Genomic DNA, 26,612 nt, shown 5'->3' with positions numbered 1-26,612 from the left:
ATAAGTATTTCCTGCAGCTTTAGCGCTTTAGGTTTCCCATCAATTGTAAAATTAAGTGGGCCCGAAGATTACAAAACAGAAAATAAAAAACCTGCAGGTTTAGTTCCTGCAGGTGTAAATGCTGAAATGCTTTAAATTTTATTCCTGAAAAGTGGTAGTAATATAGAACCCGGATTCTTTTACTTCAATATCATTTTTGCCACTTACCTGTTCCTGCAATTTTTTCCAGGTAGAAGTAGGGTTCAATCTCTTTTCTTTACCCTTCACGAAAATATCCACCGGCATTTTGAAATTTTCCACATCTGTTTTCCAGCGGTAAGAGATGGTATTCCCCTCCTTTTTGAACTGTAATTCCGGAATAGCTGTATGCCTTAAATATTGATCAAAAATTGGTTTTAGGTCCACTTCTGTGGCATCATCAAAAAATGCTTCAGTGGTTTGGGTATCTATAGTTTTGTGTTTGTAGGTAAGTGTATAATCTTTCAGGGTCTTCCACCACAGTTCATCATTATTATAAATACTCCTAATGGTGTTCAATAAATTTGAACCTTTGTAATACATATCTCCCGAACCTTCAGAATTTACCCCGTAATCTCCAATAATGGTTGTGCGGTTTCCTATTCCCCGGCGGGTACCTTTCAAATATTCCAGGGCATCCTCTTTTCCCCAGCGGCATTCAATATAAACAGCTTCTGAATAGGCCGTAAAACCTTCGTGTATCCACATATCTGCAATATCTTTTGCGGTTAGGCTGTTTCCATACCACTCGTGCCCGGATTCGTGAATAATGATAAAATCAAATCTTAAACCAATCCCCGTTCCCGAAAGGTCGCTTCCAAGGTACCCGTTCAAATAGTGGTTTCCGTAGGCAACAGCACTCTGGTGTTCCATTCCAAGGTAGGGAGTTTCTATAAGTTTAAAGCCATCTTCCACAAAGGGATATTCGCCGAATTTCTCATAAAAACATTCCATCATTGGCTTTACTTCTTCAAACTGTACTTTGGCTTTTTCCAGGTTGTAAGGCAGCACATAGTAATCAAGATCAAGGCCCTTATAATTATCCCGGAAATGAACATAATTTCCAATATTTAAAACCACGTTGTAATTATTAATAGGGTTGGACACCTTCCAGCTCCAGCGTGTATATCCATCTCCCAGATCCTTTTTACCCGCAAACCTTCCATTGGAAACATTCATTAACCCATTGGGAACTTCTGCTTCTATCAATACCTCTTCAGGTTCATCGCTTTGGTGATCCTTATTGGGGTACCATAAACTTGCACCCGTACCCTGCACCGCCACGGCAATCCAGGGATTTCCCTCTTCATCTTTTTCAAAAACAAAGCCACCATCCCAGGGAGCGTTTTCAGCAATCACCGGGTTCCCGGAGTAATAAACTTTTATGGAATCCTTTTCCCCTCTTTTAAGGGATTGTTTTAGGTGAACAAACACAGCATTATACTCCCTATTGTACTCCAAAAAAGCATCCTGCTGAAGAATAGAATCTATCTTCATGTTCTCAAACAGGTCAATTTGCATTACGGGCAGTTGTTCTTCGGCTTCAAAGGTGATGGTGTTAGAGCCCGAAATAAACTGCTCTTCTGGGTTTACCCTTACCTGCAGGTGATATTTCAGTACGTCATAGGACCGTTCTGCCCGCAGCGAACCGCGAAGCGTATCTCCCCGGTTATAATTCTCTTGTTTGCCGCCAACTACCTGGGCATCCAGATTGGACAGGCAGCATAATGCTGCCAGTACCGGGAGTAGTATTTTTTTATTTAAAATAATCATGAGAGTGAACTACATATAATTTGGAATTGGGATTTTCTTTGATCATTTCAAGGTAAGATGCGTGGGTATTTGCAAAAGCCTCAAGAGTGGTACCTTTACATATCCCGTATGAGTAGTGATATTTTAGAATTTCCTTGTCTATTGAAGTAAGTTCCTTTCCTATACTGGAGTAGGACAAAAAGCTGTTATGTGGTACTTGCCGGGTAAGATGGAACATTCCAAGGGACATAAAGAAGGTAGATTTGAGATTTTCAATTTGATCTTCTTCGTTGAACAGGAGGCGGGAATCAACCTTCAGCATTGCGCGTTCTATTTGTTGCCTTCCGTTCCAGTGTATGTAGTATCCTTTTTTTGGATCGGTTATACGGGGCTCCAAATCAAGATTACTTTTATCTGTAATATAGTAAACGAGGTAATTAGCCTTCCCACGGTTCCTCACCTGGGTGATATTCAAAGAATCGATCTCAGCAGATAATTGATTTGCCATGGTCATCAATTCCTTTCGGTGAGAACGGGGAACTGTAGGTTCAAAATAAATCTTTATTTCATCTCTCCATATCTTTATGGTTGGTTTTTTCCGGGGTGACTTAACATCATCATTAAAAACTGTATTCTTATAAACTTTAAGAAATTCTTCATTTTTAAATTCATAAGGAACCCTTATCCCTTTGGCATGTGCTTCGATATCATAATCTTCGGGCATCTTTACCAGGGTATCGTTCTTATTGAATCTAAAATCCAATGTATCCTGTGCCGTAAGAGTTTTACCGGTTGCCTTATAAGCTTTTAAAGGGATATAAACAGATTTTATAACATTGGTTTTGTTTTGAACCTGCGCCACAACAGGCAGGCAGAAAGTAATTAAAAGGATGGTGAGAAATAATTTCATAATTAAGTTTGTATCACCCCAAGATTAAAATCTTTTGTGATAGGGGCGTGGTTGGCGGCTTCTATGCCCATGGAGATCCATTTACGCGTATCAAGCGGATTAATTATAGCATCTGTCCATAATCGTGCGGCGGCATAGTAGGGAGAGGTTTGTGCGTCATACCTGGCTTTTATCTTTTCAAAAACTTCTTTTTCCTGGTCGGCGTCTACCGGTTCCCCTTTTTTAGCCATAGAAGCGGTCTCTATTTGCGCCAGTACTTTTGCAGCCTGGGTTCCGCCCATAACGGCGAGCTCAGCACTTGGCCAGGCAAAAATGAGCCTTGGGTCATAGGCTTTTCCACACATGGCATAATTTCCTGCCCCGTATGAATTCCCTATGATCACGGTGAACTTAGGAACTACTGAATTGCTTACTGCGCTCACCATTTTTGCCCCGTCCTTTATGATCCCTCCATGCTCGCTTTTACTCCCTACCATAAAGCCGGTAACATCCTGTAAAAATACCAAGGGGATCTTTTTCTGGTTGCAATTGGCAATGAATCGCGTGGCTTTATCGGCCGAATCTGAGTAGATCACTCCCCCAAACTGCATTTCTCCCTTACGGGTCTTAACGATCTTTCGCTGGTTGGCCACAATTCCCACAGCCCATCCATCTATTCTTGCATAGCCGGTAATTATTGTTTGGCCATACCCTTCTTTATATTCTTCAAATTCAGATCCATCTACCAACCTGGCGATGATCTCGTGCATATCATACTGCTCTGTTCTTAATTTTGGAAGGATTCCATATATATCCTCCGGGTTTTCCTTTGGTTTCACAGATTCTTTCCTGCTATAGCCCGCTTTGTCAAAATCCCCGATCTTATCCATTAAATTTTTGATAATATCCAGGGCGTCTTTATCGTCTTTGGCTTTATAATCTGTCACCCCGCTAATTTCAGAATGAGTAGTTGCTCCTCCCAGGATCTCATTATCAATAGATTCGCCAATGGCAGCTTTCACCAGATAACTTCCTGCCAGGAAGATACTTCCCGTTTTTTCCACAATAATGGCCTCATCACTCATAATAGGGAGGTAAGCACCGCCGGCCACACAGCTTCCCATCACGGCCGAGATCTGGGTAATTCCCATACTGCTCATCACTGCGTTGTTTCTGAAGATCCTTCCGAAGTGCTCTTTATCGGGAAAAATTTCATCCTGCATTGGGAGATAAACCCCCGCACTATCTACCAGGTAAATAATGGGCAAACGGTTTTCAATAGATATTTCCTGTGCTCTTAGATTCTTTTTAGCGGTAATTGGAAACCAGGCTCCTGCTTTAACAGTGGCATCATTTGCAACCAAAATACATTGCTTTCCCGAAACATGCCCAATTTTCACTACCACGCCACCACTTGGGCAGCCCCCGTGCTCCTTATACATTTCATCACCTGCAAAAGCTCCAATTTCTATGGCATTCTTTGGGTCATCGAATAAATAATCAATTCGCTCCCGTGCAGTCATTTTGCCTTTTTCGTGGTGTTTTTCAATACGTTTTTCACCACCGCCAAGTCTTACCCTGGTAAGCCTGTGTCTCAGGCTGGAAACTAATAATTTATTATGATCTTCATTTTTATTGAAGCTAAGATTCATATGCTGTGTATGTTTTAAATTTTTTAATACTAATTCTTTAGAAATTATCAAAAGAGATTTCCTTTCAACAAGCTGAATATTTTCTATTCTTTTAATTGGAAACTTGGCTAAAATACAAAAACGAGACAATTTTAAGAGGCTGTAAAATCATTAAAATATGCGATATTTGTATATAAGTGCCACTACGGAATATCCTGGCCTTCTTCTGTAATTTAATTTAGATGAGGTGTGGGTGAATTCCAAACCGGCGCGGAATAAATCGGGAATTTATGGGAATGAATAAGAATACGATTTTTGCGTGGGCCTCCTTTTTTATGTTGCTTATTGGGATAGCCCTGGTACTTCTTGGAGTACTTAAATATCGCGATTATGCTATTGGCTTCTCAACGGTGGGGATAGGGTTTTTTGTAATGTCCTGGGCCTTTAATGCGCTTAAAGGCAGGGTATAATTCATGGAAGGGAGTGCTCAAATCAAACTGCAGCTCATTTCCCACTTAAAGGGCGGGGAGGCTTTTATGCCGGTAGAGGAGCTTCTCAAAGAAATTACTTTTGAAAAACTGGGCCTTAGGCCCAAAGATCTTCCTTATTCCTTTTATGAACTCTTTTACCATATAAGGTTTACACAAAAAGATATCCTGGACTATTGTACCTCCAGGGAATATAAAGAACATTCATGGCCTGCCGATTATTGGCCACAGGAAAAATCTCCCGTAAATAGTATTGCCTGGGAAAAATTGAAAGAAGATTATTTCCGGGAAAGACAACTGCTAATTGATCATCTTCTCGCCCCTCATACAGAGTTATTGGGAATGGTAGGAAATAATACGGCACACAGCCTCCTTCGGGAAGTACTTCTTGTAATTGAACATACAGCCTACCATTCAGGGCAAATGCTGATTGTTTTAAGATACCTGGGCTTACATAATCCCGATTAAAGTGAAGCCGGTTGGTTTTATGAAATTAAAATAATGATATTTGTAAAGGAATAAAAAGGGCAGGTCCACCTGCTTAAAAATAGGATTTAACCAAAAAATATAATTGAAATGGCAGATGATAATAAGGTGATATTCTCCATGAGCGGAGTTACCAAAACCTATCCCGGAGCCAATGTGCCGGTGCTGAAAAATATTTATTTAAGTTTTTTTTACGGAGCCAAAATAGGAATCCTGGGACTTAACGGTTCGGGAAAATCTACTTTGCTCAGAATCATTGCGGGAGAAGAAAAAAACTTTCAGGGTGATGTGGTTTTTTCACCGGGTTATACAGTGGGTTACCTGGAGCAGGAGCCAACACTGGATGATGAAAAAACGGTTCTTGAAGTTGTGAAGGAAGGTGCTGCTGAAACTGTTGCGATCCTGGATGAATACAACAAGATCAACGATATGTTTGGTTTGCCAGAGGTTTATGAAGATGCAGATAAGATGCAGAAGCTTATGGACAAGCAGGCAGCCTTACAGGATCAAATAGACGCCAGCAATGCCTGGGAACTGGATACAAAACTTGAAATTGCCATGGATGCATTGCGCACCCCGGAGCCCGATAAAAAAATTGGTTTGCTTTCCGGAGGGGAACGTCGCCGGGTAGCTTTATGTAGATTGTTGTTGCAGGAGCCGGATGTATTGCTGCTGGATGAACCTACCAACCACCTGGATGCAGAATCTGTGCACTGGTTGGAGCATTACCTGTCACAATATAAAGGAACCGTGATTGCGGTAACGCATGACAGGTATTTCCTTGATAACGTTGCAGGATGGATCCTGGAACTGGACAGGGGAGAAGGAATTCCCTGGAAAGGAAATTATTCATCCTGGCTGGATCAAAAATCCAAGCGCCTTGCACAGGAACAAAAACAAGCCAGTAAGCGCCAGAAAACCCTTGAGCGTGAATTGGAATGGGCCAGAATGTCTCCAAAAGGAAGACAAACCAAACAAAAAGCCCGTTTGAACAACTACGATAAATTATTAAGCCAGGATCAAAAGCAAATGGATGAAAAGCTGGAGATCTATATTCCTAATGGGCCAAGGTTGGGGACCAATGTTATTGAAGCAGTAGGGGTAAGCAAAGCTTTTGACGATAAATTGCTTTATGAGGATCTTAATTTTAAACTTCCGCAGGCGGGAATTGTAGGGGTTATTGGACCAAACGGTGCCGGTAAAACCACAATTTTCAAAATGATCATGGGAGAAGAAACACCAGATAAAGGAAGTTTCGAAGTTGGGGAAACCGTAAAGATCGCCTATGTAGACCAGGCGCACTCAAATATTGATCAGGAAAAATCAATATGGCAGAATTTCAGCGACGGGCAGGAATTGATCATGATGGGAGGGAGACAGGTAAATTCACGTGCTTATTTAAGCCGATTCAACTTTGGAGGTAGCGAGCAAAATAAAAAAGTAAGCATGCTCTCGGGGGGTGAAAGAAACAGGTTGCACCTTGCAATGACGCTTAAGGAAGAAGGAAACGTGCTGCTGCTGGATGAGCCTACCAATGATCTTGACGTAAATACTTTAAGAGCACTGGAGGAAGGTTTGGAAAATTTTGCCGGTTGTGCCGTGGTGATCTCTCACGACAGGTGGTTCCTTGACAGAATTTGTACCCACATACTTGCCTTTGAAGGTAATTCCCAGGTGTATTTCTTTGAAGGTAGTTTCTCGGATTATGAGGAGAATAAGAAAAAACGTCTTGGCGGCGATTTAATGCCGAAGCGAATCAAATACAAGAAATTGGTACGATAACAACTTTGCATCTAATAGTAAAAAAGCTTCGGGTTTCCCGGGGCTTTTTTTGTTAAGTGGGTAGACTGTAGATTGTAGTCTGTAGTCTATAGTTCTAGTCGATAGTCACTAATTCCACTCTAAATAAAACCATAACTTTGAATTTTGAACTGTGAATTTTTTTTTCAACCTAAAACCTACAACCCCGCTAATACCACCGTTTTTTATTCGCTTTAGAACCGCTGCCTTTTCGGCCGGGTTTATGTTTGCTGCCCTTCTTTTTGTGAACCTGGGGTTTTGCTTCTTTGTCAAGAGGATAGGGATTATTATCCTCAACCGGGATCTTATTACCAATCATGGTTTCAATAAAGGTTATATAAGTCCTTTCATCGGCGCTGCAAAAAGAGAGAGATGCCCCAACATTTCCCGCCCGGCCTGAGCGACCAATACGGTGAACATAGGTCTCCGGTTGGTTGGGAATGTCAAAATTGATCACATAATCCAACAGGTCAATATCAAGTCCACGGGCCGCAAGATCTGTAGCGACCAGGATATTGACTTCCTTATTTTTAAACCGGTTTAGGGCAAGTGTTCTTTCACTTTGAGGTTTATCACCATGTAAGGCATCGGCTTTAAATCCATTTCTTGTGAGGGATTCCAGCGCTTTTTCCACTCCAAATTTTGTCCTGCGGAAGATAAGCACCGATTTGTCTTTTATAAGATTGCGCATCACATAAAGCAACAGTTCTATCTTATCGGGCTTTGGAACCATGTATATTTTCTGAACCACCTCAGTAGCTGCCGAAGAGTTCGGGCTTACCTCGATGCGTTCCGGATTTTGCAATAAATTTTTGACAAGGTCCTGGACTTTGGGTGGAATAGTTGCCGAAAACATAAGTCGCTGTTCCAGGTTTGGAGATAACCTTATGATCTTTTGGACTTCATCAATAAATCCCATATCCAGCATGAGATCTGCCTCATCAATTACCAGCACCTCAATATCGTCAAGGTTTATGTAACCCTGCTTTCTAAGGTCCAGTAACCTTCCAGGGGTAGCCACAAGAATATGTAATCCATTTTTTAAGAGATTGATCTGTGGTTGCATTGAAGCTCCGCCAAATACCACTCCCGATTTAATCCCGGTAAATTTTGCATAAGCATTAATATTCTGGTCTATTTGTACCGCAAGTTCCCGGGTAGGACTTAAAATAAGAACCGGAAGTTTTTTGGGTTTGCTCTCTTCGCCGTATTTCTTGTTTAATAGCTGCAGCAAAGGGATCGCAAAGGCTCCTGTCTTTCCCGTCCCGGTTTGAGCTGAGGCCAAAACATCATTGCGACGCAACACCTCGGGAATAACTTTTATTTGAATTGGAGTAGGAGTGTGGTGTCCTAATTCCTCTATTGCATCAAGAATTGGTTTGGAAAGCGGAAGATCATTGAATACCATAAGCAAAATTTAAGCTGTAAAGATAAAGCTAATTTATCAGTAAGCTTAAACCTGAAAAAATGTAGAAAAGTCGCTTTTCTAATTTATATAAAGGACCTGGCTATATTTTTTTCCATTTGGTAAAACAGAGACAATAAAAAGGCTGCCATTTTCCGCATCCGGAATATCCTCGTATTTATCTTCTTCAAGAATAAAATTCACAAATTGCGGATTGGTGTTACTGTGACCTACCACCAGCACGGTTTTTCCCTCTGTTTTCTTTTGAAATTCCTCATCATTCAATTTGGAAGCGTCATAGATCTCCACATCTTTCTGTTGGGAATCGGCAATTTTTTGAGCTGTTGCCCTGGTGCGTTTGTAGTTGGAGCTATAAATATGGTCAAAGGAAATATCTTTAAACACTCCGGCCCATTTTTCAGCTCTTTGAATTCCCGCAGGAATTAATTCGGGATCCTTTTCATCAGGATCTGTAGTATCTTTTTCTGCATGCCTTATAAAGTAATACACCGTAGCCTGCTGGGTTTCCTCATTGGCTTCCGCAGAGGGATCTTTAATGGGCGATTTACAGGCCGTGATTGCCAGGATTAATAAGAGAATTATTTTTTTCATGGGAAAGCTATTATTTAAGATTAGTGATTCCGGGTGATCTTATTTCAACTTCAAGAAGTATTATTTGAGTGATTTGCCTACCAAGGCTGCTGAAATTATCGTCTGATACCAGTAACAGGGTTTTATTTCCATTGGGAAGATCGGGTCCAAATGTCATACCCTCTATATTGTCAATGATCTTTTCTTTAAGGTCCTTTCGTATGTGTTTAAAATTAAACACAAGTTTTTTTGATGCTTCACTGTAATCGGCTTTTCTCAGGTTAGTGTGCCCAAGTGTATTGGTTGAGCCGCGGGCATCAATATCAAAAAGTCTTACGGTATTACCATTGGTGCCATGTCCTGCGGAAAATGCTCTTTCCAAAACCAGGAAACGGTCCGGCGCATATTCCAAAAGTTCTGTCAATCCATTCACTGCAAAATAAAGCCAGGGTATTTTAGTGATATTTCCCAGTTGCAGTATGAACTGGCGGGATGCCTCGCGGGACTCTTTCTCAAAGCGCGTAATCCTTATTGGGGATTTGGTGGGAAATAATTTGGGTTTTGAGCCATCTTCAACCAAAGGGAGTTCCATCCCTGCCCACCAGGCATAGGTATCATAACTTTCTGCAAGACCTTCAAAAACACCGTTGTTCCTGGGTTTCTGCTCTCCTTCTGCCAGAAAATAAGCAGGCAGGTTAAAATGTGAAATATAACTTCCATCCTTAGCTACCTCAAAAATGGAAGGGTCCTTACCATTTTGAATTGAACCCTCGCTTGTTAGAACAATACTGCCCGTCTTTTCATTATTTCTAATTGCCTCGAGATCCAGGGTTTTATCTCTGAGAAAGGAGGAGGTCCTTTCCAGGGAGGTGACACCTGTGAGGATTACCGTATCAATCTTTTTTCCTTTTAATTCTATGTTTGCCGTATAGAACCGCGGGTTGCCGGAGTGGTCACACACCAGGTAATAGGTGCCGTTAGCATAATCAATTCCTGAAAGTCCTCCCACCGTGGTACCTTCAAACTGCAAATTTGACGGGATAATAAAATCATCCAGAAAGGTGATACGAAGGCTGTCATTATAGATCTTTTTAGGGGTTCCGCAGGCAGTGGTAAGCAAGAGTATTAGGAGAAAAAAGAGCGGTTTTTTCATAAATTCTGGTAAAAAATCAAAAATAACAAATCCTTAAGATAAAAATGGGAGTTTCTTGAGACATTTTAGAAGGGGTGATGGGTACTTTTATTTTTATTAATTACTAAAACCAATGTTATGAATAATGATCAGTTAGAAGGAAAATGGAAACAAGTAAAAGGTAAATTTAAACAAAGTTACGGTGATCTTACCGATGACGATCTTTACTACTCTGAAGGTAAATTTGACGAAATGTTAGGTAGACTTCAGGAAAAAACAGGAAGGTCTAAAGAAGAACTAAAAGACGAGATAGACCGTTTATAGTAATTGTTGTTTTTTATAAATAGAAACGGGCTGATATTTCAGCCCGTTTTTTTGTTTTAAATATAAAATTTTAATCAATCCCTACAGCTTCCTGATTCCTGAAAACCAAGGTGCTATCGAATTCATCCAGAAGAATTATACTGTCAGTATGCACATTTCCTGAAAGGATCTCCTTAGAAAGTTTATTTAGGACTTCCCTTTGCACCACCCTTTTTACAGGACGGGCCCCATATTGAGGGTCATATCCTTTTTGAGCAAGAAAATTTATTGCTTCATCTGTAGCGTCCAGAACAATACCTTGTTTTCCAAGCATTTTCCTTACCCCTTTTAATTGTAGTCCCACGATCTCTTTAATGTCCTTTTGAGAGAGGGGAGTGAACATCACGATATCATCTATCCGGTTTATGAATTCTGGGCGTACAGTTTGTTTCAGTAACGCAAGTACTTCAACCTTGGCGCTTTCCATAGCTGTCTCCATATCCTTCACCGCCTCAAATTTCTCCTGGATAATATGAGATCCCATATTGGAGGTCATTATAATGATGGTGTTCTTAAAATCGGCTAGCCTTCCTTTATTATCTGTAAGCCTGCCTTCATCAAGAACCTGTAACAGGATATTAAAGGTATCTGGATGCGCTTTCTCAATTTCATCCAGGAGAATTACTGAATAGGGTTTTCTACGTACAGCCTCGGTTAACTGCCCACCTTCATCATAACCCACATATCCCGGAGGTGCTCCTACCAGGCGACTTACAGCGTGACGCTCCTGGTACTCACTCATATCAATCCTGGTCATCGCAGCTTCATCATCAAAGAGATATTCGGCCAGGGCTTTAGCCAGTTCGGTTTTTCCTACCCCGGTTGTTCCCAAAAACAGGAAGGTTCCTATAGGCTTCTTCTGGTCCTGTAATCCCGCACGGCTACGTCGTACAGCATCACTTACCGCAATGATCGCTTCTTCCTGTCCTACCACTCTTTTATGTAGCTGGTCTTCCAGTTTTAATAACTTGTCGCGTTCGCTTTGCAACATTTTTGTAACCGGTACACCGGTCCATTTGGCAACCACTTCTGCAATATCCTCATAAGTAACCTCTTCTTTGATAAGGGTATGGCTGTCCTCATTCTCATCAAGCTGTTTTTGCAATTGTTCCAGTTTTTCCTGGGCTTCCTTAATTTTTCCGTAGCGAATTTCTGCTACTTTTCCGTAATCTCCTTCCCGTTCGGCACGTTCGGCTTCCAGTTTATATTGTTCAATATCAGATTTTGCTGTTTGAATTGAATCTACTGCCCCTTTCTCATTCATCCAACGGGCATTAAGCTCGTTGCGTTCCTCCTTCAAATTAGCCAGGTCGCTTTGCAGGGTTTTTAATTTTACTTCATCATTCTCTCTTTTTATTGCCTCGATCTCAATTTCCAATTGAGTAACCTTCCGGTCCAGGACATCCAGTTCCTCCGGTTTGGAATTTATTTCCATTCGCAGTTTTGAGGCGGCCTCGTCCATTAAATCAATGGCTTTATCCGGCAGAAACCGATTGGTAATGTAGCGCTGGGAAAGTTCAACTGCAGCGATAATGGCTTCATCCTTTATCCTCACCTTGTGGTGGGTTTCATATTTTTCCTTAATCCCGCGCAGGATAGAGATAGCACTTTCAGTATCCGGTTCATCTACCATTACCTTCTGAAACCTACGCTCGAGGGCTTTATCTTTTTCAAAATATTTCTGGTATTCATCCAGGGTCGTGGCTCCAATGGCGCGCAATTCTCCCCTCGCCAACGCGGGTTTTAATATATTAGCTGCGTCCATTGCTCCCTGGCCGCCACCGGCTCCTACCAAAGTATGGATCTCATCAATAAACAGCACTATATTTCCTTCACTGGTAGTTACTTCCTTTACCACTGCTTTTAGGCGCTCTTCAAATTCACCCTTGTATTTGGCACCGGCTATAAGTGCTCCCATATCCAGGGAAAAGATTTGTTTATCCTTTAAATTTTCAGGGATATCCCCCGCAATAATCCTGTGGGCAAGGCCTTCTGCAATAGCGGTTTTACCCACGCCGGGTTCACCAACCAGCATAGGATTATTTTTAGTTCTTCTTGAAAGTATTTGCAATACCCGTCTTATCTCCTCATCCCTTCCAATAACCGGATCCAGTTTTCCTTCTTCGGCCATTTTATTAAGGTTCTTTGCATATTTATTCAGGGATTGATAGGTTTCCTCAGCACTTTGGGAGGTAACGCGTTCTCCTTTCCTTAATTCCTCAATAGCGGCCAATAAATTCTTATCTGTAGCTCCCTGATCTTTCAGGATCTGGGCTATCTTACTTTGTGATCTGAATATTGCGATTATGAGATGTTCTATAGAGACATACTCATCATTCATTTTTTTTGCAATAGATCCGGCTTCTGTTACGGCGCGGGAAGCTTCACGGGAAAGCATTATTTCCCCGCCACTAACCTTGGGGAAACTTTGTAAAGTATTATCCAGGATCTGGTTGAACAGATTTAGGTTGATATTTAGTTTTTTCAGAAGAAAGGGGGCCACATTTTCATCTACTTGCGTGATCGCCTTAAAAATATGCTCATTCTCAATTTGCTGGTGGCCTAATTCCTGGGCAAGTTGTTGTGCCTGTTGGATAGCTTCCTGTGATTTTATCGTAAAATTGTTGAAATTCATAATAACCTTTTTTTGAATTAGGTTGGCAAAGCATGTACCATCACCAACAGGCAGTCAAAATGTCTGTTATAGCGGGGTTTTAGGCGACAAAATGTCTGGCAATCAATTAAATTGTTACCTTAAGATAAGAAGATAATATCCTGTTTTTCGAAATTTTAATAAATTAATAGGGAAGTTTTAGGGAGGGAAGATTTAATTTTACATTTCATAAAAAATTAAAAAATGGGATTATTTGATAGAATATTTAAAAGTGAAGATGAAACAGGTAAGAACGAGATTAAAAGAGTTCTCTGGATAGATCTTCACGATATGGAAACCCTGGATGAAATTGTGAAGAATTCTTATGTGTTACCGGTCGCCATTTTAAAGCACTCTACCCGCTGTGGAATTAGTAATATGGTATTGCGTCAATTTGAAAAGGAATATGCATTGGAAGACGGGAAGATAAAGTTATATTTTCTTGATCTTTTAAGTCACAGGGATATTTCCAATAAGATAGCAGCAAAATTCAATGTGCCTCATGAAAGTCCGCAGTTGATAATATTAAAGGATGGAAAAGTGGTTTATGATGGCTCGCACAGCGAGATAAAGGCCGCCACCCTTCAGCATCATGTGTAACCAACTTCATGGTCATTTATTGCCTGTTTAAATAAAATTAATATTTGGTGTTAAATAGTGCTAATCAATAATTTAAAATTTGAGAAGTATTATAAATTGGTATGTATAATTATTAACCATTAAAAAATATTAATTATGGAAAATCAACAGAACCAAGGTCATAACCGTGACCAAAATCGCCAGAACGAAAATCAAAGAAACACCCAGGACGAACAAAGAAGGCAACAAACCCAGGGACAACACCAGGGGGAAGGCAGAGAGCAACAAAAAGACTGGGACAAGGAACAAAGAGGCCAGCATGCCCAGGGACAGCACCAGGATGAAGGACGGGAAAAGAATAAGAACTGGGACCAGGAACAAAGAAATCAACAGGCCAGCCCAAGGGGTTATAATGAATCAACCGAAGACAATGACCGTCAGGGTCAGGGTCAAAGAGAAGGTAGCCAACAGCAAAGAGATGAGCAAAACAGAAGAAATGATGATGAGCGAAGAAGTTAGTTAGTTTTGACAATCTCTTAAAAGGAAAAGCCATAAGTTTCAACTTGTGGCTTTTTCATTAAATACTGTTTATAATTATTTTTTCTTGGGTTGAAAGACAGGCAGTAACTTGGTTTTTACTTCTCCAAATCCTATGCGTCTTCCCTGGCTTTCACAATAACCGCGCATAATGACGGTATCATTGTCTTCCACAAATTTGCGCTCGCTGCCATCCATTAATTTTATGGGTTTTTCCCCTCTCCATGATAATTCCAGCATAGAGCCATAAGAATCTGGGGTTGGGCCTGATATGGTACCAGATCCCATCATATCTCCGGAATTCACAGGGCATCCGTTGATAGTATGGTGCGCCAGTTGCTGGCTCATATTCCAGTACATATACTTAAAATTGGAATGGGCTAAAGTTGTTTCCTCCCCGCCCTCAGGTTGCAAAGCCACCTCAAGTTTAATATCAAAACTTTTCTTCCCTTTAGATTTAAGGTAGGGAAGCAGGGGTTTTTCAGGTTTTGGCCCTTCAGTCCGGAAGGGTTCCAGAGCATCAAGCGTTACGATCCAGGGGGAAACCGAGGAAGCAAAATTCTTTGCAAGAAATGGTCCCAAGGGCACATACTCCCATTTTTGAATATCCCTTGCACTCCAGTCATTAAATAAAACCAATCCAAAAATATAATCTTCGGCTTCTTCAATTGGAATAGGTTCTCCCAGGGCATTTGCATCTGTGGTTATAAATGCCATTTCCAATTCAAAATCCACAAGCCTGGAAGGCCCGAATACCGGTTCTGTAGCGCCATTGGGCAAAGTTTGTCCCTGCGGCCTGTGTACGGGGATACCGCTGGGTATTATTGAAGAACTTCTCCCATGGTACCCCACAGGAATATGAAGCCAGTTTGGTAATAAGGCATTATCCGGGTCACGGAACATTGTACCCACATTGGTGGCGTGTTCCTTACTGGAATAAAAATCTGTATAATCTCCTACCAATACAGGCAGTTGCATTTCAATTTCGTCTAAAGTAAAAAGGACAATGGTTTTATGGTCCTGGTTTTCTTTAAGGGTGGTATTCTTTATATCAAAGATCTCAGCGATCCTGTTTCGCACAAGTCTCCAGGTCTTTTTTCCATCTGAAATAAAATCGTTTAATGTATCCTGAAGAAAAATATCATCGGTCAATGGAATTCCATCAAAATATCCCAGTTGGTGTAAAGCACCCAGATCAATAGCATAATCTCCAATTCTGGTACCTATGGTGATAATATCGTCCCGCGTCAAAAATACCCCGAAAGGGATATTCTGTATAGGGAAATCGGTATTTTCAGGGATGTCCAACCAGGTTTTTCTATTGGGATCATTTGCAGTAATAGACATAAATTTTTTGTTTTATTCTTAATTGTATTCCATTCAAATATATTATTTTCCCACTATTAACCGAATGTAATTATTACTTTTGATTAATATTTAACGTAAAAAAATATAATGCAAAGAGATACGGAAATTTTTGATCTTATTAAAGAAGAAGAAAACCGTCAAATGAACGGTTTGGAATTAATAGCCAGTGAGAATTTTGTAAGCCAGAATGTGTTGGAAGCAGCCGGCTCTGTGCTTACCAATAAATATGCTGAAGGTTATCCCGGCAAGCGTTATTATGGCGGTTGTGAGGTGGTAGATAAAGTAGAAAACCTTGCCATTGAGCGATTGAAGGAACTTTTTAATGCCGAATATGCCAACGTACAACCCCATTCAGGTTCTCAGGCTAATACTGCAGTTTTCCACGCATGTCTTCAACCGGGAGATAAATTTCTTGGGTTTGACCTTTCTCACGGGGGGCATTTAACTCACGGCTCTCCTGTAAATTTCTCCGGAAGATTATACGAGCCGGTTTTTTACGGTGTAGATAAAGAGACCGGATTGATTGATTATGATGCGGTTGCAGAAATTGCTGAAAAAGAAAGGCCAAAAATGATCATTGCAGGGGCATCTGCATATTCAAGGGAGATAGATTATAAAAGATTCAGAGAGATAGCAGATAGTATAGGGGCTATTCTTTTTGCCGATATTGCACACCCTGCAGGCCTTATAGCCAAAGGATTACTGGGAGACCCGTTACCGCATTGCCACGTGGTAACATCAACCACTCATAAAACTCTGCGAGGCCCTAGGGGTGGTATTATAATGATGGGGAAAGATTTTGAAAATCCCTTTGGACAAAAACTAAAGAACGGAAGTTTAAAAATGATGTCTGCATTGCTGGACAGCGCAGTCTTCCCCGGTAACCAGGGAGGGCCACTTGAGCACATAATAGCTGCCAAGGCTGTTGCTTTTGGAGAGGCACTTACAGATGATTTTTTATATTATACGGTGCAGGTAAAGAAAAATGCCAAAGCCCTTGCTGCCGCATTTATGGAAAAAGATTACCAGGTGATCTCCGGTGGAACAGATAACCATATGATGCTTATAGACCTAAGGAATAAGAATATTACAGGAAAACAAGCCGAGGAAGCCCTTGGGAAGGCGGAAATTACGGTTAACAAGAATATGGTTCCTTTTGACGATAAATCTCCTTTTGTAACTTCCGGTATTAGAATAGGAACCCCTGCGGTTACCACACGGGGGCTAAAGGAGGAAGATATGGCACAAATTGTTGATCTTATAGACAGCGTTATTACCAACTTTGAGGATGAGAACAAGCTTTCAGAGGTGAAGGAGCAGGTTCTGGAAATGATGAAGGGAAGACCACTTTTCAGCAATTAAATTTTTAGATCACAATAAATCGAAGGAGTATTATTTTAAAAAGTAGTGCTCCTTTTTGTTGCAATTTTATTCGTTTTAAGTTTTGAGGATGTTAAAGAATATTTATGTATTACTATTTAGCTTTTTTTATCTAACCGTAACAGGCCAAACTTCCTGGGAGCCCGGTTATATTATTGCTGCTGAAAAAGATACTATATCGGGTTTTATTTTAGAACGCACAGATGCTGAAATGGCCCGGAGCATAAAGTTTAAAAAGGACATTGAGAGCAGTCCCCGGATATATAAAGCAGAGGAGATTACAGGTTTTGGATTTGATAATGGAAGAGTATATGAAAGCCATTCTTTTGTTCCAATTAATGGGAAAAGGTCGTTTGTTTTCGCCAAAAGCCTGGTAAAGGGGAAAATTGATCTCCTTGCCTGGCGTCATCCTCAGCGCTTTCAACCCGATTTTTTTGTGGTAAATAACAGTTCCGGGAAAATTGTTTATTTAAAAAAACCGGTAAAAGAAGAAATCATTGGTAAGGATGGGAAACATTACAACAAACGGGACAAAACTTACCTTTCAAATTTAAAACATGTTAAGGGGGATTCGGTAATTTCCGCAATAAGATTTTCTGAAAAATTAATTCAAAAGGATATTATAGACTACAACCAGATTTACCAAAATGAATTTCCGCTGGCGGTTCATGAGGAACGTCTTGAAAATTCCATAGACGTCATGGCAGGACTGCCCATACAGTTCAATTCTGGTTCTTCAATTTTTAGAATAGCGGCTTATTTCAATCATACAAAACCTGAACGAAGTACCAGGTTTATAATTAGCAGAGGAGTTATTTATAACCAACGTGTAATTGATCGGGTATTTCCGTCAGATTTTAAAGATGGGAGTATGAGTAAAAAATTACAGGTCCTCAACCTTGTGCCACTGGCGGTAAAATTTCAGGGAGATGCTAAGTTTTTTCAACCCTATGGATATGCGGGAGGAGGAATCGCTATAATAAGGGAAACCTCTGTCCTGGTAAAGGATTACGAGAATAATGGAATGAAGTCGCATATTTTTCCTTTGCCTACCGTAAATGTAGGGATAGGAGCAAGGCTTAACCTTGGCCCGGCTTACCTTATAACCGAGCTAACACCTACTTTAACGGGTATTTTTTTAAATACCGGAATTTCCTTTTAATAAATAAAACTTCTGTTTCTTTAAATGTTTACCTTGAAAAGAGAAGATTATTGAGATAAGAAAATTGCTACTTACAAATGTCCCTGAAATTACATTTGGTAATATATTGAGAATACAGAAGTAAGATGGCAGTTAAAAGAGTTTTATAAACAGTTGTTTATGATCAAAAAACAGACCCTTACACTATTATTTGCAACACTGCTGCTGTTTATATATGGCTGTAAAAAAAAAGAAATGCATATTAAAATAACTGTACAAAAGGAGCTTACCGGTATTGCCTCTGCCTCGGGAATTGAAGTTATTGGCAATAGCATCTATGTAATAGGAGATAACAGTCCCTTTTTGTTTCGGTTAAACAGGAAAATGGAAATCCAGGAAAAGATCAATCTTTTTCCTTCCAACAATATGGGTGACAGCATTATTGAAAAAATGCAAAAACCGGACCTTGAAGCGCTCACCCTTTCAGAGGAAGAAAATCTGAAACTTTATGCCTTTGGATCGGGTTCCAAATCTCCCGAACGGGATATTTTAATAGAATTAATTCCGGGTAAGCCTCATTTAGTAAACAAATATGATCTAACCGGTTTTTACAACAACCTGCGGTTACAGGCTAATTTAAGCCCAGAAAAGTTGAATATTGAAGCCGCGGGAATCTTTAATGGAAAATTATATTTGTTCAACCGGGGAGAGAATTTGATCATCAGGTATTCTATGGAGGACTTCAGAAGTTTTCTTGAGGGGAAAATGGAAGTTCCGGTTGCCGAGATCTTCCAAATAAACCTGCCGGCGATTAACGGAATTCCTGCAGGATTTTCCGGCGCCACTTTTAATAGGGGAAATGAAAGTATTTTATTTACAGCCACAGTAGAAGATACTTCAAATTGGATAGATGACGGGGAGGTGCTGGGAAGTTTTCTGGGAATAATTCCTTTAAAGGACCTTAAAAATGGCCTACAGCCTCAAAATGTGGTAATAGGGGAGAATGCAGTCCATTATCCATTAAAAGTGGAGTCAGTTGCCGTGATACCACCATATACTGAATCTAAAGCCAATATCATACTGGTAAGTGACAGTGACGGGGGAATATCGGAATTTTTGGAAGCCGAAGTCTTTTTTTAAACTGTAAAAAAAGGGAAGGCTTTTTTGAAGCCTTCCCCGGTCTTTATATTATAATTTTATTAATTGTTGCCCCCGGGGTACCAGTTCAATAGGACTACTTCTATTTTTTTATTTTTGGCATTTACCAGTTCTTTGAATTTTTCAACATCTGCCAGGCCATCCTGCCCGCGATAGTGGTATGGGTAGACCTTTTTAGGGGCAAAAGCCAGTACCCCATCTGCAGCCTGTTCCACATCCATGGTATAGGGCAGGTTCATTGGAATCAAAGCGATATCTATATTCTTTAAATCTCTCATTTCCGGGATGTCTTCGGTATCACCTGCAATGTAGATTCTGGTATTATTCTTTTCCAGGACATAGCCGTTTCCTCTTCCCTTTATGTGCCGTGATTCAGGATCTTCGGGAAGATTATACATTGGAATAGCCTCAATGTCAATGCCCATAAATTCCTGGCTTTGGCCATTGTTTAAAACCACCAGTTGCGAATGCATATCCTGGGGTAGGGCATCTTTTACCGCTTGCGGAACAATTATCTTTGTATTACCGGCTTCCAGTGCCTTTAAGGTTTTCGCATCCATATGATCGCCATGGATGTCGGTAATAAGAATAAAATCAGGTTTTTCTTTTCCGCGGAAAGCTTCAGCACCTCCTGTAGGATCTGTATAGATAACCACATCACCCCATTTTATTACAGAAGTGGCATGTGAAATGGGGATGATCTCAATACTGTCTCTTTCTTTTTCTACTTTCTCAGCTGCTTTGGCGACAGTACCTTTTTCAAGTTCGGCATCCCTGGGACCGGTCTCATTCTTACAACTTGTAAGAATAGTGCCCAGTACCACGAGCATAATTAACTGTTTCATATGAAAATTTTTTATTGATTTTTATTGGGCCTAAGCAATTCGCCTATGTTCATTTGCACATTTTTTAATCGGTTATTTCTTTAAAGTTACATAACCAATAATAGAAGTTCCCTTCTTTGGGAAATTTTTAAGAAAGCTCCAATTTCATCTTTATATCCCCCCGGGCATAAGGGTTATTTGGTTCAATAGGAATCTCCTCAAACCCGTATTTTTTGTAAATGAAGATTGCATTTTCAAGTTTACGATTGGAATAAATAATTAGTTTTTTCCAACCTTGATCCCTGGCAAATTGAATGGTATGTTCCAATAACTTTTGTCCAAGCTGTTGTCCCTGATATTGCGGGGTAACGGCCATTTTAGTTAGCTCAAAAACATTTTCCTCAATTTTCATGAGAGCAACTGTTCCAATAATTTTGTCGCCATCTTTAATAAAGAAAATATTTCCGCCGGGGTCAAGAATATATTTCTGAGGTTTCGCAAGTACTTCCTCATCGTGGGGTTCTACCCAAAAATATTTTGTTAGCCATGCAATATTCAACTCTTTAAAATCATTTGCATATTCCGGCTTAAAGGAGATTATCTCAATATTCATTCGTTACCAAGTGTTTTATGTGAACTTTGTTTCCAGGGGAGTTTTCCTTCAATTTCAATTTCCAGTGCAAAACTTAAAAATGTTCTTATTAGTACGATTAATCCAAGATTTAAAATGTTTTCAAGGCTGGCATCAAAAACTACGGTAGCTATAATGTCTGCTGCCACTAGGAATTCGAGTCCAAGTAATATTGCCCTTCCTAATTCTTCTCTTATGATCTTGAATGACCTGAAATTTTCTCCTTGTTTTTTCAGAAGAAATCTTCCCAACGCCAGTAACGCCCCAATAAAGATTATGGTGATCCCAATTATCTCAATAGCCAGAGATACTATTTTAATAAGATTTGTGATTGATTCATTCATTATCTAGGTTTTATAAAATCGGTAACCATATAGCTAAGGGCTTTTCCTACTTCAAGTTCTGTAGAGGGAGTGGGCGCAGCTTCGCAAATATGGAAATATTTTATGTTCTCCTCCTGGCTCGCAAGGGAAATGAAATTTCGTACCATTGTAAATGAAAAGCCCGTGGGAGACTGCGCACTGCTGGGAAATTTACTTATAGCATCGCAGTCGAGTTCCAGGCCAAATTCTTCCTGTGCCGTAAAATTAAGTTCTTCTTTAAATGCCTTATTTATTTCAGCAGAAGATTTTAAGAGGAGGTGCTCAAATAAATGATATTGATCTGTTGAAGACGCATCCAGCTCCTTAAATATATAATCTGGAGTATAATTCTGGTGAATTCCAAAGACTCTGTATTTACCCAGAAAATTTTCATGTCGTGCATAGGAGAACCCATTTCCGCTATGGCGGTGATCCATTTTTCTAAGATCAGAATGAGCATCAATATTTATGACATTCAGCGGGCTTTTAATTGCGAGACTGGTGCCCTTAATATTCCCATAGGCGTTGTTATGTCCACCCCCTATAATCACGGGGATCTTACCGGCCCTTACGATTGCCGAAACTACATTTGAAACCACCTCATCTATTTTGCCTACCTGATCTCCCAGCTTGGCGAGGTAATTGGGATCCTCCTCTCCCAGATTGCCGCTTTTCTCCATGGCATTGCTGCAATCTATTTCACCCAGAAGGATCACATTTTCGGGATTGGTATACTGGTTTGCCTGAACATTTAATAACGCTTTTAAGCAGGCATTCCAGGCCAGGGAGGTTCCCGGTTTTCCGGAATTTGCGCGCACCCCGATATCCTCCGGGATACCGAAAAGAACGTACTGTGCGTCGCTTTTTTCAATTTCTTCAAAACTGCTTACAAAACTTAGCTTTTCTCCAAATTTGGATTCTCCGTCACGTTTAACAATAAGCCCCGCCACTGTTTTATGGTCATATATCCTGAAACCCTCCATTATGCTATTTTTTTTCCGTTGATGAATACCTGGTCAATTGAATTACTTCCAAAGCTATAGGGCAAATAGGCATAGGAGGGAACTTCTTTGGTGACCATAAAATTTGCCTGTTTTCCAATTGAAATACTGCCGTGAGATTTACTTAAACCCATCGCATACGCACCATTGAGAGTTGCAGCATTTATCGCTTCCTCTGGTGTCATGTGCATTTTAATACATGCCAGGGAAACTACCAGATTCATATTACCACTTGGCGAACTGCCCGGATTATAATCTGTGGCGAGGGCCAAAGGCAGTCCCGCATCAATAATGGCTCGGGCTGGTGTATAAGGAATGCTTAAAAACAACGAACATCCCGGGAGGGCCACCGGCATAGTAACCGTATTTTGTAAGGCCGCAATATCCTCTGGCCTTAGGATTTCCAGATGGTCTACACTTAAGGCGCTGTGTTCTACCCCAGCCTGTACGCCCCCAATGGCATTGAACTGGTTTACGTGGATCTTTGGGGTAAGGCCTGCTTTTGCACCTGCCTCCAATAATCTATTGGTGTCTTCAACCGTAAAATACCCTTTTTCACAGAAGATATCTATATATTCGGCAAGTTGATTTTTTTCAACCTCGGGAAGGATCTCATTTATTACCAGATCCATATAAGCATCCTTATTATCTTTAAATTCCTTTGGAAGGGCGTGTGCTCCCAGATAAGTTGATTTTACAGGAAGCTCAAATTCTTCCTTAAGTCTTTTTATAACCCGCAACATTTTAAGCTCGGCGTCCTTTGTAAGACCATAACCAGATTTGATCTCAATAGCCCCAGTTCCCAGGCCCATTACCTCTTTAAGCCTTATTGCCGATTGAAGGTAAAGTTCTTCCTCCGTGGTTTCCTGAAGGGTTTTGGCACTGTTTAAAATTCCACCCCCGCGATTGGCTATTTCTTCATATGAAAGTCCGTTAATGCGGTCAGCAAATTCCTGTTCCCGGTTACCGGCATATACAAGATGTGTATGAGAATCACACCAGGTAGGCAATACAATCCTACCGCTAAGGTCTGTTTCCTTATGTCCGGAAAGTTGCGGAAGGGAATCCATCTTTCCATATCCTTCTATTTTGCCATCTTCCACAAGAAGCCAGGCGTTTTTAATTGAAGGCAATTCTTTCATTTCCTTACCTGAAACTTTTTCTACGTTGGTATCCCTTACCTGGACTAATTCCTGAATATTTTTAAAAAGTATTTTCATAAGGTAAATATAAAAAGAAGCATATAAATAAAGGGCTATCTGTTCCAATTATAAAATATGTTGATAAGGTTATCTATATTATGAAAGAGGGGAGAAGAAAGGTTTTATAATAATTCTTTTTACATTAGAGCCAAAATTAAACCAGATTCCCTTCATCAAATTATGGATACAAAATCTTTCGGAATAAATACAGTTTGCGCCCATGCCGGGGAACTTGAAGATACCCTTTATAATGGAGCTGTTTCCCCGCTATATATGTCAACTTCCTATGCATTTGAAGATGTGGAGGTGAAAAGGTATCCACGGTATTTCAATACCCCCAACCAGGTGGCACTTTCAAAAAAAATTGCAGCCCTGGAGCACGGGGAAGCAGCTTTAATATTTGGGAGTGGGATGGCGGCCGTGAGCACTGCCTTAATGGCTTTTTTACATAAAGGAGATCACGTAGTCTTTCAAAACACATTATATGGAGGCACCAGCAATCTGGTTGTTGAGGAATTCTCAAAGTTTGGTATAGAATATTCCTTTACCAAAGATTTGAATCCCGAAAGTTTTGAAGCTGAAATAAAAGAAAATACTAAGGTTATCTATATTGAAACCCCGTCCAATCCTTTGCTCACCATTACCAATATAAAAGCAGTTGCTGAAATTGCCAAAAAACACGGGCTGGTAAGTATGATTGATAATACTTTTGCTTCCCCGGTGAATCAAAATCCTATCGATCTGGGCATTGATGTGGTCATACATTCAGCAACCAAATATATGGGCGGGCACAGTGATATTCTGGCAGGAGCCGTGATTTCCTCTACGCAGCATATGGATACTATATTTCAACTTGCCAAGAACTTTGGGGGCAGCCTGAGCGATTATACTGTTTGGTTGCTGGAACGAAGTATTAAAACAATGGGGATACGGGTAAAAGCTCAAAATAAAACGGCTAAAAAACTGGCTAAATACCTGGAAAAACATCCGGATGTTGCAAGGGTATATTACCCTGGCCTTAAATCTCATCCCGATTTTGAATTGGCAAAATCTCAAATGAAGGGCTTTGGGGGAATGTTGTCTTTTGAACTTAATGAAGGCCTGGATGCCAGCCGCTTTCAAAAGGAATTACAACTTATTAAATCCAGTATGAGCCTGGCAGGGGTAGAATCTACCATTTTATCTCCAACTCTTACTTCCCATGCATTGCTTACGGCCGAAGAAAGAGAAAAGCAGGGGATCAAGGATGGTTTGCTGCGATTTTCCGTGGGAATAGAGGAAAAACAGGATCTTATTAATGATATAGAGCAGGCATTGAAAAAATTAAAAGCCTGAAGTCTGGGGATTATATTCTTTAAAGATTAAGGTATAAATTTTAAAATTAGATTACACACTCATGAAATTAGATATTCTGGCCTTTGGGTCGCATCCCGATGATGTAGAACTTAGTTGTTCCGGCACGATTGCCAAGGAAGTGAGCAGGGGCAAAACTGTAGGGATCGTTGATCTTACCAGGGGAGAACTCGGAACCCGTGGAACTGCCGAAACCCGTGACAGGGAAGCCGCAAAAGCCGCAGAAATTCTGGGAGTGAGTATGCGAACCAATCTTAAATTCAGTGACGGGTTTTTTGAGAACAATAGGGAACATCAAATAGAGATCATAAAAATTCTAAGAAAATATCAACCCGAGATCGTATTTTGCAATGCGGTTGAAGACAGGCATATAGACCATGGCCGAGGGGCACAGCTGGTAAGGGATGCATGCTTCTTAAGCGGTTTGAGAAAAATTGAAACTACCTGGAATGGAAAGCGGCAGGATGCCTGGAGACCTGGAAATGTGTATCACTATATACAGTGGAAAAATCTGGAGCCGGATATTGTAGTAGATATAAGCGGATTTATAGAAAAAAAACTGGAATCGGTTCTGGCTTATAAAACCCAATTCTTTGATAAGAACAGCCTTGAACCCAACACTCCTATATCCAGCGATAACTTTTTAGACAGTATTACCTACAGAGCAAGGGATCTTGGACGCTTAATAGGCACAGACCACGCCGAGGGCTTTACTGTAGAACGCTATCCTGCAGTGAATTCCATTTTCGACCTAATTTAATTTTATTTTTTTCTTTGAGGAATTATAGAAATAATATACATTTGCATCCGCTAATAAATGGTGGTTGTAGCTCAGCTGGTTAGAGCGCCTGATTGTGGTTCAGGAGGTCGCCGGTTCGAACCCGGTCTTCCACCCTTTTTAAACTCCTTAGGAAACTAAGGAGTTTTTTTTTGGTGGAGATTCAAGATTCAAAGTTTGAGGTTATAGAGACAGGTAAACAGGTCGCGACTTTCCACTCTCCACTCTCCACTTTTTTTTAACCCACAACTCACAACCCACAACTCACAACCCACAACTCACAACCCACAACTGTCAGCCTACGCCAACCATGCTTTAAAATCCTTCACCCTCTCCCTGGCCACAATTATTTCTTCATCTGTGGTATGGTGAAGTTTTATTTTTAACCGGGAATTGGAATATGCTATAATGTCCCTGATGGAATTAATATTTATGTAGAATTTTCGGTTTACCCGAAAGAAAGTATCCGGCGGAAGTTCATCTTCCAGTTGGTCCATGGTAGTTTCCATTAAATAATTCCGGCCCTCAGAAGTTAAAATATAGGTGCCTTTATTTTCACTGTAAAAACAGCATATTTCCTCAATATTTATCATTTTTAGATGTTGTCCCACTTTTACTGTGAACCTCTTCTTGTAATCGCGTTCCATGGGATGCACCAGGAGTTTTTTAATGTCCTCAAAATTAAGCTGAACAGATTGGACCTGGCTCCCGCTGTAGGTTTCCTTTAAATTCCTGTATTTTTTTACCGCAAGTGATAGTTCTTCCTCATCTATAGGTTTAAGTATATAATCTATACTATTCAGCTTAAATGCCTGCAGGGCATACTCATCATACGCAGTAGTAAAAATTATGGCGCTTTTGATCATAGAGCCTTCAAAGATCTCAAAGGAAAGCCCATCGCTAAGCTGAATGTCCAGGAAGATCACTTCGGGATGCTCATTCTCAAGGAACCATTTCTTTGATTCTTCTACCGAATGCAGTGTCTCCAGAACATTCACCTGCAAGTGGTCCAGCATTCGGTTAAGTCGCCGTGCGGCGGGTTTTTCATCTTCAATTATTACTGCAGTCATTCGTATGATAAATTTTTAAA

At 40.5% G+C, this 26,612-nt stretch carries 25 protein-coding genes and 1 tRNA gene; 12 read left to right on the top strand and 14 right to left on the bottom strand.

Annotated features, from left to right (window positions below; all coding sequences use genetic code 11):
• Positions 1 to 138: 138 nt before the first annotated feature.
• From FK178_RS07230 to FK178_RS07220, 3 genes are read right to left on the bottom strand one after another with little or no spacing between them, the layout of a single operon-like run.
• Complete coding sequence (locus tag FK178_RS07230; protein ID WP_146832829.1) at positions 139 to 1,791, bottom strand: M1 family metallopeptidase; 1,653 nt, start codon at positions 1,789 to 1,791, stop codon at positions 139 to 141.
• Complete coding sequence (locus FK178_RS07225; protein WP_146832825.1) at positions 1,775 to 2,680, bottom strand: hypothetical protein; 906 nt, start codon at positions 2,678 to 2,680, stop codon at positions 1,775 to 1,777. The genes FK178_RS07230 and FK178_RS07225 overlap by 17 nt, the downstream gene beginning before the upstream one ends.
• Positions 2,681 to 2,682: 2 nt before the next feature.
• Positions 2,683 to 4,311, bottom strand: a complete 1,629-nt coding sequence (locus tag FK178_RS07220; RefSeq protein ID WP_146832822.1) for an acyl-CoA carboxylase subunit beta — start codon at positions 4,309 to 4,311, stop codon at positions 2,683 to 2,685.
• A gap of 269 nt (positions 4,312 to 4,580) precedes the next feature.
• On the opposite strand from FK178_RS07220, the gene FK178_RS07215 reads away from it, so the two are divergent.
• The 3 genes from FK178_RS07215 to ettA all read left to right on the top strand — a co-directional run bounded on the left by FK178_RS07215 (position 4,581) and on the right by ettA (position 7,046).
• On the top strand, positions 4,581 to 4,760 hold the full coding sequence (locus FK178_RS07215; RefSeq protein ID WP_146832819.1) for a CAL67264 family membrane protein: 180 nt from the start codon (positions 4,581 to 4,583) through the stop codon (positions 4,758 to 4,760).
• 3 nt (positions 4,761 to 4,763) lie between these two features.
• Positions 4,764 to 5,246 carry a DinB family protein gene (locus tag FK178_RS07210; protein ID WP_146832816.1) on the top strand — a complete coding sequence of 161 codons (483 nt, stop codon included), beginning with the start codon at positions 4,764 to 4,766 and terminating at the stop codon, positions 5,244 to 5,246.
• 108 nt (positions 5,247 to 5,354) lie between these two features.
• On the top strand, positions 5,355 to 7,046 hold the full coding sequence (ettA, locus tag FK178_RS07205; RefSeq protein WP_146832813.1) for an energy-dependent translational throttle protein EttA: 1,692 nt from the start codon (positions 5,355 to 5,357) through the stop codon (positions 7,044 to 7,046).
• A gap of 187 nt (positions 7,047 to 7,233) precedes the next feature.
• Here ettA and FK178_RS07200 read toward each other — a convergent pair whose 3' ends face one another.
• The 3 genes from FK178_RS07200 to FK178_RS07190 form a co-directional block, all read right to left on the bottom strand.
• A complete protein-coding gene (locus FK178_RS07200; protein WP_146832810.1) occupies positions 7,234 to 8,472 on the bottom strand; it encodes a DEAD/DEAH box helicase in 1,239 nt (412 codons plus the stop codon).
• Between the two features lie 78 nt (positions 8,473 to 8,550).
• Positions 8,551 to 9,081, bottom strand: coding sequence for a phosphoglycerate mutase family protein (locus FK178_RS07195; protein ID WP_146832807.1), 531 nt, complete (start codon positions 9,079 to 9,081; stop codon positions 8,551 to 8,553).
• A gap of 10 nt (positions 9,082 to 9,091) precedes the next feature.
• On the bottom strand, positions 9,092 to 10,213 hold the full coding sequence (locus FK178_RS07190) for an esterase-like activity of phytase family protein (RefSeq protein ID WP_146832804.1): 1,122 nt from the start codon (positions 10,211 to 10,213) through the stop codon (positions 9,092 to 9,094).
• Positions 10,214 to 10,330: 117 nt separating this feature from the next.
• Here FK178_RS07190 and FK178_RS07185 point away from each other — a divergent pair, with 117 nt between their 5' ends.
• Positions 10,331 to 10,516: a CsbD family protein gene (locus tag FK178_RS07185; protein WP_146832801.1), complete on the top strand. Its 186-nt coding sequence runs from the start codon at positions 10,331 to 10,333 to the stop codon at positions 10,514 to 10,516.
• Between the two features lie 70 nt (positions 10,517 to 10,586).
• Here FK178_RS07185 and clpB read toward each other — a convergent pair whose 3' ends face one another.
• Entirely contained in the window at positions 10,587 to 13,190 is a 2,604-nt protein-coding gene (gene clpB / locus FK178_RS07180; RefSeq protein WP_146832798.1) for an ATP-dependent chaperone ClpB, read from the bottom strand.
• 222 nt (positions 13,191 to 13,412) lie between these two features.
• Here clpB and ytxJ point away from each other — a divergent pair, with 222 nt between their 5' ends.
• Positions 13,413 to 13,808 carry a bacillithiol system redox-active protein YtxJ gene (gene ytxJ / locus FK178_RS07175; protein ID WP_146832795.1) on the top strand — a complete coding sequence of 132 codons (396 nt, stop codon included), beginning with the start codon at positions 13,413 to 13,415 and terminating at the stop codon, positions 13,806 to 13,808.
• 135 nt (positions 13,809 to 13,943) lie between these two features.
• Positions 13,944 to 14,306: a hypothetical protein gene (locus FK178_RS07170; protein ID WP_146832792.1), complete on the top strand. Its 363-nt coding sequence runs from the start codon at positions 13,944 to 13,946 to the stop codon at positions 14,304 to 14,306.
• A gap of 75 nt (positions 14,307 to 14,381) precedes the next feature.
• Here the strand turns inward: FK178_RS07170 and fahA are convergent, their stop codons facing one another.
• Entirely contained in the window at positions 14,382 to 15,671 is a 1,290-nt protein-coding gene (gene fahA, locus FK178_RS07165) for a fumarylacetoacetase (RefSeq protein ID WP_146832789.1), read from the bottom strand.
• Between the two features lie 108 nt (positions 15,672 to 15,779).
• On the opposite strand from fahA, the gene glyA reads away from it, so the two are divergent.
• From glyA to FK178_RS07150, 3 genes are all read left to right on the top strand, one after another.
• Positions 15,780 to 17,054, top strand: coding sequence for a serine hydroxymethyltransferase (glyA, locus tag FK178_RS07160; RefSeq protein WP_146832786.1), 1,275 nt, complete (start codon positions 15,780 to 15,782; stop codon positions 17,052 to 17,054).
• A gap of 88 nt (positions 17,055 to 17,142) precedes the next feature.
• The gene (locus FK178_RS07155) at positions 17,143 to 18,234 is read left to right on the top strand and encodes a hypothetical protein (protein ID WP_146832783.1); all 1,092 of its coding nucleotides are present in this window, start codon (positions 17,143 to 17,145) and stop codon (positions 18,232 to 18,234) included.
• 159 nt (positions 18,235 to 18,393) lie between these two features.
• Entirely contained in the window at positions 18,394 to 19,353 is a 960-nt protein-coding gene (locus FK178_RS07150) for a DUF6929 family protein (RefSeq protein ID WP_146832780.1), read from the top strand.
• Positions 19,354 to 19,412: 59 nt separating this feature from the next.
• Here the strand turns inward: FK178_RS07150 and FK178_RS07145 are convergent, their stop codons facing one another.
• From FK178_RS07145 to hutI, 5 genes are all read right to left on the bottom strand, one after another.
• Positions 19,413 to 20,216 carry an MBL fold metallo-hydrolase gene (locus tag FK178_RS07145; protein ID WP_146832777.1) on the bottom strand — a complete coding sequence of 268 codons (804 nt, stop codon included), beginning with the start codon at positions 20,214 to 20,216 and terminating at the stop codon, positions 19,413 to 19,415.
• A 127-nt stretch (positions 20,217 to 20,343) separates the two neighbouring features.
• Positions 20,344 to 20,808, bottom strand: a complete 465-nt coding sequence (locus FK178_RS07140) for a GNAT family N-acetyltransferase (protein ID WP_146832774.1) — start codon at positions 20,806 to 20,808, stop codon at positions 20,344 to 20,346.
• Entirely contained in the window at positions 20,805 to 21,170 is a 366-nt protein-coding gene (locus FK178_RS07135) for a DUF1622 domain-containing protein (protein WP_146832771.1), read from the bottom strand. Before FK178_RS07135 ends, FK178_RS07140 begins: the two co-directional genes overlap by 4 nt.
• Positions 21,170 to 22,171, bottom strand: a complete 1,002-nt coding sequence (locus FK178_RS07130; RefSeq protein ID WP_146832768.1) for a formimidoylglutamase — start codon at positions 22,169 to 22,171, stop codon at positions 21,170 to 21,172. The genes FK178_RS07135 and FK178_RS07130 overlap by 1 nt, the downstream gene beginning before the upstream one ends.
• Positions 22,171 to 23,409: an imidazolonepropionase gene (hutI, locus tag FK178_RS07125; protein WP_146832765.1), complete on the bottom strand. Its 1,239-nt coding sequence runs from the start codon at positions 23,407 to 23,409 to the stop codon at positions 22,171 to 22,173. Before hutI ends, FK178_RS07130 begins: the two co-directional genes overlap by 1 nt.
• A gap of 162 nt (positions 23,410 to 23,571) precedes the next feature.
• Here hutI and FK178_RS07120 point away from each other — a divergent pair, with 162 nt between their 5' ends.
• From FK178_RS07120 to FK178_RS07110, 3 genes are all read left to right on the top strand, one after another.
• The gene (locus tag FK178_RS07120; RefSeq protein WP_146832762.1) at positions 23,572 to 24,726 is read left to right on the top strand and encodes a trans-sulfuration enzyme family protein; all 1,155 of its coding nucleotides are present in this window, start codon (positions 23,572 to 23,574) and stop codon (positions 24,724 to 24,726) included.
• A 61-nt stretch (positions 24,727 to 24,787) separates the two neighbouring features.
• A complete protein-coding gene (gene bshB1 / locus FK178_RS07115; RefSeq protein ID WP_146832759.1) occupies positions 24,788 to 25,504 on the top strand; it encodes a bacillithiol biosynthesis deacetylase BshB1 in 717 nt (238 codons plus the stop codon).
• 59 nt (positions 25,505 to 25,563) lie between these two features.
• Positions 25,564 to 25,639, top strand: a tRNA-His gene (locus FK178_RS07110).
• Between the two features lie 182 nt (positions 25,640 to 25,821).
• Here the strand turns inward: FK178_RS07110 and FK178_RS07105 are convergent.
• A complete protein-coding gene (locus FK178_RS07105; RefSeq protein ID WP_146832756.1) occupies positions 25,822 to 26,592 on the bottom strand; it encodes a LytR/AlgR family response regulator transcription factor in 771 nt (256 codons plus the stop codon).
• Between the last annotated feature and the right edge of the window lie 20 nt (positions 26,593 to 26,612).

Origin of the sequence: Antarcticibacterium arcticum (assembly GCF_007993795.1) — a bacterium.
Classification (GTDB): domain Bacteria; phylum Bacteroidota; class Bacteroidia; order Flavobacteriales; family Flavobacteriaceae; genus Gillisia; species Gillisia arctica.
This window is presented reverse-complemented; position numbering and strand designations above follow the sequence as displayed.

Excerpts from the sequence above, each read along its gene's own strand:
- FK178_RS07225 (WP_146832825.1), bottom strand. The coding sequence starts at position 2,680 with ATGAAATTATTTCTCACCATCCTTTTAATTACTTTCTGCCTGCCTGTT.
- FK178_RS07170 (WP_146832792.1), top strand. The coding sequence starts at position 13,944 with ATGGAAAATCAACAGAACCAAGGTCATAACCGTGACCAAAATCGCCAG.
- FK178_RS07140 (WP_146832774.1), bottom strand. The coding sequence starts at position 20,808 with ATGAATATTGAGATAATCTCCTTTAAGCCGGAATATGCAAATGATTTT.
- bshB1 (WP_146832759.1), top strand. The coding sequence starts at position 24,788 with ATGAAATTAGATATTCTGGCCTTTGGGTCGCATCCCGATGATGTAGAA.
- FK178_RS07190 (WP_146832804.1), bottom strand. The coding sequence starts at position 10,213 with ATGAAAAAACCGCTCTTTTTTCTCCTAATACTCTTGCTTACCACTGCC.
- FK178_RS07220 (WP_146832822.1), bottom strand. The coding sequence starts at position 4,311 with ATGAATCTTAGCTTCAATAAAAATGAAGATCATAATAAATTATTAGTT.
- FK178_RS07155 (WP_146832783.1), top strand. The coding sequence starts at position 17,143 with ATGTTAAAGAATATTTATGTATTACTATTTAGCTTTTTTTATCTAACC.
- FK178_RS07145 (WP_146832777.1), bottom strand. The coding sequence starts at position 20,216 with ATGAAACAGTTAATTATGCTCGTGGTACTGGGCACTATTCTTACAAGT.
- FK178_RS07185 (WP_146832801.1), top strand. The coding sequence starts at position 10,331 with ATGAATAATGATCAGTTAGAAGGAAAATGGAAACAAGTAAAAGGTAAA.
- glyA (WP_146832786.1), top strand. The coding sequence starts at position 15,780 with ATGCAAAGAGATACGGAAATTTTTGATCTTATTAAAGAAGAAGAAAAC.
- FK178_RS07105 (WP_146832756.1), bottom strand. The coding sequence starts at position 26,592 with ATGACTGCAGTAATAATTGAAGATGAAAAACCCGCCGCACGGCGACTT.
- fahA (WP_146832789.1), bottom strand. The coding sequence starts at position 15,671 with ATGTCTATTACTGCAAATGATCCCAATAGAAAAACCTGGTTGGACATC.
- ettA (WP_146832813.1), top strand. The coding sequence starts at position 5,355 with ATGGCAGATGATAATAAGGTGATATTCTCCATGAGCGGAGTTACCAAA.
- FK178_RS07215 (WP_146832819.1), top strand. The coding sequence starts at position 4,581 with ATGGGAATGAATAAGAATACGATTTTTGCGTGGGCCTCCTTTTTTATG.
- FK178_RS07210 (WP_146832816.1), top strand. The coding sequence starts at position 4,764 with ATGGAAGGGAGTGCTCAAATCAAACTGCAGCTCATTTCCCACTTAAAG.
- hutI (WP_146832765.1), bottom strand. The coding sequence starts at position 23,409 with ATGAAAATACTTTTTAAAAATATTCAGGAATTAGTCCAGGTAAGGGAT.
- FK178_RS07130 (WP_146832768.1), bottom strand. The coding sequence starts at position 22,171 with ATGGAGGGTTTCAGGATATATGACCATAAAACAGTGGCGGGGCTTATT.
- FK178_RS07135 (WP_146832771.1), bottom strand. The coding sequence starts at position 21,170 with ATGAATGAATCAATCACAAATCTTATTAAAATAGTATCTCTGGCTATT.
- FK178_RS07150 (WP_146832780.1), top strand. The coding sequence starts at position 18,394 with ATGATCAAAAAACAGACCCTTACACTATTATTTGCAACACTGCTGCTG.
- FK178_RS07195 (WP_146832807.1), bottom strand. The coding sequence starts at position 9,081 with ATGAAAAAAATAATTCTCTTATTAATCCTGGCAATCACGGCCTGTAAA.
- FK178_RS07120 (WP_146832762.1), top strand. The coding sequence starts at position 23,572 with ATGGATACAAAATCTTTCGGAATAAATACAGTTTGCGCCCATGCCGGG.
- ytxJ (WP_146832795.1), top strand. The coding sequence starts at position 13,413 with ATGGGATTATTTGATAGAATATTTAAAAGTGAAGATGAAACAGGTAAG.
- FK178_RS07230 (WP_146832829.1), bottom strand. The coding sequence starts at position 1,791 with ATGATTATTTTAAATAAAAAAATACTACTCCCGGTACTGGCAGCATTA.
- FK178_RS07200 (WP_146832810.1), bottom strand. The coding sequence starts at position 8,472 with ATGGTATTCAATGATCTTCCGCTTTCCAAACCAATTCTTGATGCAATA.
- clpB (WP_146832798.1), bottom strand. The coding sequence starts at position 13,190 with ATGAATTTCAACAATTTTACGATAAAATCACAGGAAGCTATCCAACAG.